This window comes from Pseudomonas sp. (assembly GCF_049645325.1).
Classification (GTDB): domain Bacteria; phylum Pseudomonadota; class Gammaproteobacteria; order Pseudomonadales; family Pseudomonadaceae; genus Aquipseudomonas.
This window is the reverse complement of record NZ_JBARTQ010000236.1, coordinates 1-6,657: the sequence shown is the minus strand read 5'-3', so window position 1 is coordinate 6,657 and position 6,657 is coordinate 1. Positions and strand designations below refer to the sequence as shown.

The window sequence follows — 6,657 nt, the reverse complement described above, 5'->3', positions numbered from 1 at the left end:
TCCTTGATCGGTAACGTCTTGGCCAATTGCGGGCTCAAGCGCCCTTCAGCAAACAGCGGCCACACATGCTGGCTCAGGTCACTGAACAGATCGGCCTTGAATTGATCACTGCGGCTGCGCAGGGTCGAGCCGAGCAGTTGAATACGCTTACCCAGCACCTGCGCCAGGTCCAACTGCGCATCACGCCCGCCCATCAAACCGATCAACACCCAGCGACCATCCAGGGCCAGCAGCTTGAGGTCCAGCGCAGCATAGTCGCCGCCGACGGGGTCAAGAATCACGTCGAACGGCCCGAAATCGCGCAACCCCTCAATGCCGTCGGTACGCACCACGCCGCCCTGGGCGCCCAGGTTTTCGCAGTACGCCAGGCGTTCTGCCGAGCCGACGCTGACCCAGCACGGGCTGCCAAACGCCTTGCACAGCTGGATCGCCGCCGAGCCCACGCCGCTGGCGCCGGCATGCAGCAACACCTTCTCGCCGGGCTTGAGGCCCGCCAGCTGGAACAGGTTCAACCACGCGGTGCTGTACACCTCAGGCAATGCCGCCGCTTCGATCAACGACAACCCTTCCGGCACCGGCAGCACGTGGCGCGCATCCACCACCACGTCTTCAGCCATGCCGCCACCGGCCAGCAGCGCGCAGACGCGATCGCCGACCTGCCAGGACGAACCCGCACCGACTTCGCTGATCACCCCGGAGCACTCAAGACCCAGTACAGGGCTGGCGCCGGGCGGTGGCGGATAGAGCCCCGCACGCTGCAATAAATCGGCGCGATTAAGCCCCGCTGCCGCCACACGAATGCGAACTTGGCCTACATCACAGGCAGGACGTGTTTCATCCAACCACTCCACGTGACCGTCAACGCCTTGCAATGCTTTCACAGTGCCTCCATAGTGAGTCTGGACTGGGCCCGAAGCTGTAGCGTCGGGCTTTTTGCATTATGCGACCGGATCATATGGAACCGGCTCCCTCAAAGACGGCCTAATATGCGTTATCAATTGCCCCCGCGTCGAATCAGCATGAAGCATTTGTTCCCCAGCACCGCCCTCGCTTTTTTCATTGGTCTCGGCTTCGCGTCGATGTCGACCAATACGTTCGCAGCCAACAGCTGGGACAACCTTCAGCCTGATCGCGATGAGGTGATTGCCAGCCTTAACGTTGTCGAGTTGCTCAAGCGCCATCACTACAGCAAGCCGCCGCTGGACGACGCTCGCTCGGTGATCATCTACGACAGCTACCTCAAGCTGCTGGATCCGTCGCGCAGCTACTTCCTGGCCAGCGACATCGCTGAGTTCGACAAGTGGAAGACGCAGTTCGACGATTTCCTCAAGAGCGGCGACCTGCAGCCCGGGTTCACCATCTACAAGCGTTACCTGGACCGCGTCAAAGCGCGTCTGGACTTCGCCTTGGGTGAGCTGGACAAAGGCGTCGACAAGCTCGACTTCACCCAGAAGGAAACCCTTCTGGTGGACCGCAAGGACGCGCCTTGGCTGACCAGCACCGCGGCCCTTGACGACCTGTGGCGCAAACGCGTCAAGGACGAAGTGCTGCGCTTGAAGATCGCCGGCAAAGAGCCTAAGGCCATTCAAGAGCTGTTGACCAAGCGCTACAAGAATCAGCTGGCACGTCTGGACCAGACCCGTGCCGAAGATATCTTCCAGGCTTACATCAACACCTTCGCGATGTCCTACGATCCGCACACCAATTATCTGTCGCCAGATAACGCGGAAAACTTCGATATCAACATGAGTCTGTCGCTGGAAGGCATCGGTGCCGTCCTGCAAAGCGACAACGACCAGGTGAAGATCGTGCGTCTGGTACCAGCAGGCCCGGCGGACAAGACCAAGCAGGTTGCCCCGGCTGACAAGATCATCGGCGTGGCCCAGGCCGACAAAGAGATGGTCGATGTGGTCGGCTGGCGCCTGGACGAAGTGGTCAAGCTGATCCGCGGGCCGAAAGGCAGCGTGGTGCGCCTGGAAGTGATTCCGCACACCAATGCGCCGAACGACCAGACCAGCAAGATCGTGTCCATCACCCGTGAAGCGGTGAAGCTCGAAGACCAGGCTGTGCAGAAGCAAATCCTCAACCTCAAGCAGGATGGCAAGGATTACAAGCTGGGTGTGATCGTGATCCCGGCGTTCTACCTGGACTTCAAAGCGTTCCGCGCGGGTGACCCGGACTACAAGTCCACCACCCGCGACGTGAAGAAAATCCTCACCGAACTGCAGAAAGACAAAGTCGACGGCGTGGTCATCGACCTGCGCAACAACGGCGGCGGCTCCCTGCAGGAAGCCACCGAGCTGACCAGCCTGTTTATCGACAAAGGCCCGACCGTGTTGGTACGCAACGCTGACGGCCGTGTTGACGTGCTGGAAGACGAGAACCCGGGCGCCTTCTACAAAGGCCCGATGGCGTTGCTGGTCAACCGCCTCTCGGCTTCGGCTTCGGAGATTTTCGCCGGTGCCATGCAGGACTACCACCGCGCGTTGATCATCGGCGGCCAGACCTTCGGCAAAGGTACCGTGCAGACCATCCAGCCGCTGAACCATGGCGAGCTCAAGCTGACGCTGGCCAAGTTCTACCGGGTTTCCGGGCAGAGCACCCAGCATCAGGGCGTGCTGCCGGATGTCGACTTCCCGTCGATCATCGACACCAAGGAAATCGGCGAGAGCGCCCTGCCCGAAGCCATGCCGTGGGACACCATCCGTCCCGCGATCAAGCCGGCGTCGGACCCGTTCAAACCGTTCCTGACGCAGCTCAAAGCTGATCACGACACCCGCTCCGCCAAGGATGCCGAGTTCGTGTTCATCCGCGACAAACTGGCCCTGGCCAAGAAGCTGATGGAAGAGAAAACCGTCAGCCTCAATGAAGCGGACCGTCGCGCACAGCACACCAGCATCGAAAACCAGCAGCTCGTACTGGAAAACACCCGCCGCAAGGCTAAAGGTGAAGACCCGCTCAAAGAGCTGAAGAAAGAAGATGAAGATGCGCTGCCAACCGAGGCGGAAAAAACTAAGCCGGAAGACGACGCCTACCTGGCCGAGACAGGCCGGATCCTGCTGGACTACCTGAAAATCAGCAAGCAGGTGGCCAAGCAGTAAATGATGGCAATTTAATGTGATCGCTCCCCGGAGTGTCATCATATAGACATCATTCTGTCGTGAAATGAAGGACCGCAGGCTCAACGCCTGCGGTCCTTTTTTTTCGATCGAGATCGCCATGACCATGACCGAACAGCTGAATGCATTGGGCTCAATCCTGGCTCAAGGCAGTTTGCACAGCCTGTTCCAACCGATCATCTGCCTCTCTGAACGCCGCATCCTCGGCTATGAAGCCCTCAGCCGCGGCCCGTCCAACAGCCCGCTGCACTCCCCCGTCGCGCTGTTCTCCGTGGCCAGCCATGCCGGGCGCCTGAGCGAACTGGAAATGGCCTGCCGTGAAAGTGCCTGCCGACGCTTCAGCGAACAGAAACTGCCGGGCAAGCTCTTTCTGAATATCTCGCCGGAATCGCTGATGGAAACCGCGCACCAGCCGGGTCGCACCCTGCAACTGCTGCGTGACTTCGGCATTCCACCCAGCCAAGTGGTGATCGAACTCACCGAGCAAACACCCACCGACGATTTCGACCTGCTGCAAACCGCCCTGCACCATTACCGCGACATGGGCTTTGCCATCGCGCTGGATGACTTGGGCGCGGGGTATTCCAGCCTGCGCCTGTGGTCGGAGCTGCGCCCGGACTATGTGAAGATCGACAGGCACTTTATCGACGGCATCCACCAAGACGCGCTCAAGCGCGAATTTGTCGGCTCCATCCTGCAAATTGCCAGGGCGTCCCGGGCCCAGGTGATTGCCGAGGGCATTGAGCTGCCAGAGGAACTCGCGGTATTGATGGAGATGGGCGTCGACCTGGTGCAGGGCTACCTGCTTTGCCGCCCCCAGGAACAGCCGCCCCACGAAGCCCGCCAGATGCTGCCCAAACCGGACAACGCCAACATCGCCCTCAGCGAAGAAGGCAGCGACTTGAGCGCCTTGCTGAACGAACAACCGGCGGTGGGCCAGGACACGGCCACTGCCCAGGTATTGGAGTCCTTTCGCCGCCAGGCCAACCTCAACTCGCTGGCTGTGCTGGACGGGCGCGGCCGCCCGGTGGGCATTGTGCATCGGCATTCATTGTCCGACGCATTGCTCAAGCCGTTTGCGACCGACCTGTTCGCGCGCAAGCCCATCAGCCGCTTGATGAGTGATGATTTCCTCGCCGTGGAGCTCAGCCAGTCGCTGCAACAAGTCAGCCGCCTGCTGACCAGCCGCGCGCGGCAACGGATTGAAGAAGATTTCATCATCACGCTCAACGGCGATTATTTGGGCTTGGGTCGGGTGATCGACGTGCTCAAGCTGATCACCGAGCTGAAGATCCAGCAGGCGCGCTATGCCAACCCGCTGACCCTGCTACCGGGCAATGTGCCGATTCAGCAATGCCTGACACGGCTGCTGCAGCAACAAAGAGAGTCGGTGATCTGCTACGTGGATATCGACAGCTTCAAGCCGTTTAACGATATCTATGGCTACGGGCGCGGGGATGAGGTGTTGCTGTGCCTGGCGCAATGCTTGAACGACCGGGTCGACCCCAGCCGCGATTTTGTCGGGCACATCGGCGGCGATGATTTTTTGCTGGTACTCGGCCCGCAGGATTGGCGCAAACGCCTTAACCAACTGCTCGACGACTTCCATACTCAATGCCGACGTTTCTACCGCGCCGAACACCTCGACGCCGGCTGCTTCGTGGCGTTGAACCGCCAAGGCGTGCGGCAGGAGTTCGCGTTGTTGTCACTGTCGATTGGCGTGGTGCATTTATATCCACAGGCCTGTGCACAACTCGATGCCAGCCAGCTGGCGGAGCTGGCGTCTCAAGCCAAGCATCACGCCAAGAACGTGGCCGGCTACAGCATCCATGTGATCGACAGCCTGGACGTGCTGCCGCAGGCGCTTTAGGCCTCGGCAGATTCCGGGTACTCGTACTCGAACACGCGCACCACTTCCGAGGCGTGCCACGAGGCGGCGGCCACGCCATCGGAAGGCCCGCTGAAACGCCCAAGGCGCTCCACACACTCAAAAAAACCGGTACGCGGCAGGCGGCTGGCGCCCTGGCTGATCACCAGGGAACTGCGCAGCGGCTGCTCGGCCTTGGCATCCAGCGCGGCCAAGTGTTCAAGTGCGGCGGCCAGGGTTTGCATGGCGGGCGTGGGGAATTGCAGGCGCTCCAGCAGCGCGCGGTAGGTCAGCAGATGGCGCTGGCGGCGCGCCTGGTCGAGTTCATTGAGAAGCCCATCCCAATGTTGACGGCTGATACGTAGGCTCAAGATTCATCCCTCCAACCTGCAACGCCCAATTCCCAGGCCAGGCTGCGGCGTATCGCGGCATCCGGCTGGCGCTCACCACTTTCAATCAATCCAAGGTACGAAGGGCTGATGCCCACGGTGCGGGCCAGGGTTTCGACGGCCAGGCCCTTAGCCTCGCGCAGGCCGCGCAGGTCAGCGAGCGGGCGCACGTCCTGCTCGGGGGCGGCGGTGACAGCGGGAGAAGGCGCAAGAGTGGGCTGTGGCTGACCGGCTGCTTTTAGTAGCGCCTGGTACTGGTCCCATGGCAACACCGCGTACTCGGGTTTGCCATCGCGTGAAATGATCTGAATATCCATGAGTGCCCCGTAGGATTACATCACTTACTAAGTAAGTTCTTTCCTTAGAAGTGTAATCCTAACAGCCACAAAGGTCGCAGGGGGATATACGTGTCATCGGTTTTTTTGCGGGTTTTCCTGAGTCAGCAGCTCAGGGGTCGCGGGAAGGCGCTCAACCACTGCAAGTTTTTCCGGGCGCTGCGCGTCGCGCCACGCGCGAAAGGCGCTCAGCTCGCCGTCCAGGGTCTTCATGACCCATGCCAGCACGGCAATGTCATCGAGCATGCCGAACACCGGGATGAAATCCGGGATCGCATCAATCGGGCTGAGAAAGTACATAAGCCCCGCCACGACCGAAATCAGCGCCTTGGGGCTGATCGCGCGGTACTCACCGCGCCAGTAGGCCAGACACAGGGCCTGCAACAGTTTGAGATCATCCTTGAGCTTGCCCAGGCGATTGCCCTGGCTTGAGCCCTTGGCTGCGACGGCAAACAACAGCGTCGGCAAACGGCCACGGCCGAGCAATCGCGCGGCCATTGGCAGGAAACGGGTGAAATTGAAAGGTGGTTTCATGCGTCACTCCAGTTCCATACGACAGAAAGGTTATCCACACAAATTGTGGATAACCTTGTGAACAGAGCCTGTTTTCATGGCTGAAAGCCACGGACTACAAGGCTTGCAGTCAGATCGGGCATTTTTTGCGCACATAAAAAAAACCCAAGATTTCATTGACTTGGCGTAGATGTGCGGCTACCCGTACTGGGGTCTTATATCAGACTGCCGGTGAATTCAGACGTTCGGTTGGATTTGCAAAGGCTCGCGCGTGGGCGCTGGCTTGCCTGCGATTGCTTCAACACGGCGTACCTGAAAGTTCGAGTTGCCTGCATCGCAGGCAAGCCGGCTCTCACCTTTATAGTTTCGCAGGTTGCAGATACGACAACGCCCCGTCTAGACGGGGCGTTGTCGTATCTGCAACCTGCGAAACT

6 protein-coding genes are annotated in these 6,657 nt (G+C 60.1%); 2 read left to right on the top strand and 4 right to left on the bottom strand.

The annotated features are described in order from the left end of the window. A partial coding sequence (locus WBB95_RS10180) for a zinc-binding dehydrogenase (RefSeq protein WP_424487464.1) occupies nt 1-881 on the bottom strand: 881 nt, incomplete at its 3' end. 138 nt (nt 882-1,019) lie between these two features. On the opposite strand from WBB95_RS10180, the gene WBB95_RS10175 reads away from it, so the two are divergent. Both WBB95_RS10175 and WBB95_RS10170 read left to right on the top strand, forming a co-directional pair. Beyond that, on the top strand, nt 1,020-3,101 hold the full coding sequence (locus tag WBB95_RS10175; protein WP_424487463.1) for a carboxy terminal-processing peptidase: 2,082 nt from the start codon (nt 1,020-1,022) through the stop codon (nt 3,099-3,101). A gap of 118 nt (nt 3,102-3,219) precedes the next feature. Next, on the top strand, nt 3,220-4,989 hold the full coding sequence (locus WBB95_RS10170; RefSeq protein ID WP_424487462.1) for a bifunctional diguanylate cyclase/phosphodiesterase: 1,770 nt from the start codon (nt 3,220-3,222) through the stop codon (nt 4,987-4,989). On the opposite strand, the gene WBB95_RS10165 is transcribed toward WBB95_RS10170, so the two are convergent. The 3 genes from WBB95_RS10165 to WBB95_RS10155 all read right to left on the bottom strand — a co-directional run bounded on the left by WBB95_RS10165 (nt 4,986) and on the right by WBB95_RS10155 (nt 6,244). Continuing rightward, on the bottom strand, nt 4,986-5,357 hold the full coding sequence (locus tag WBB95_RS10165) for a hypothetical protein (protein ID WP_005786715.1): 372 nt from the start codon (nt 5,355-5,357) through the stop codon (nt 4,986-4,988). The two genes, WBB95_RS10170 and WBB95_RS10165, sit on opposite strands and share 4 nt — an antisense overlap. Next, nucleotides 5,354-5,692 (bottom strand): helix-turn-helix domain-containing protein, encoded by a 339-nt coding sequence (locus tag WBB95_RS10160; RefSeq protein ID WP_424487461.1) that lies wholly within the window; start codon nt 5,690-5,692, stop codon nt 5,354-5,356. The genes WBB95_RS10165 and WBB95_RS10160 overlap by 4 nt, the downstream gene beginning before the upstream one ends. A 93-nt stretch (nt 5,693-5,785) precedes the next feature. Continuing rightward, on the bottom strand, nt 5,786-6,244 hold the full coding sequence (locus WBB95_RS10155) for a YkvA family protein (protein ID WP_424487460.1): 459 nt from the start codon (nt 6,242-6,244) through the stop codon (nt 5,786-5,788). Nucleotides 6,245-6,657 lie beyond the last annotated feature (413 nt).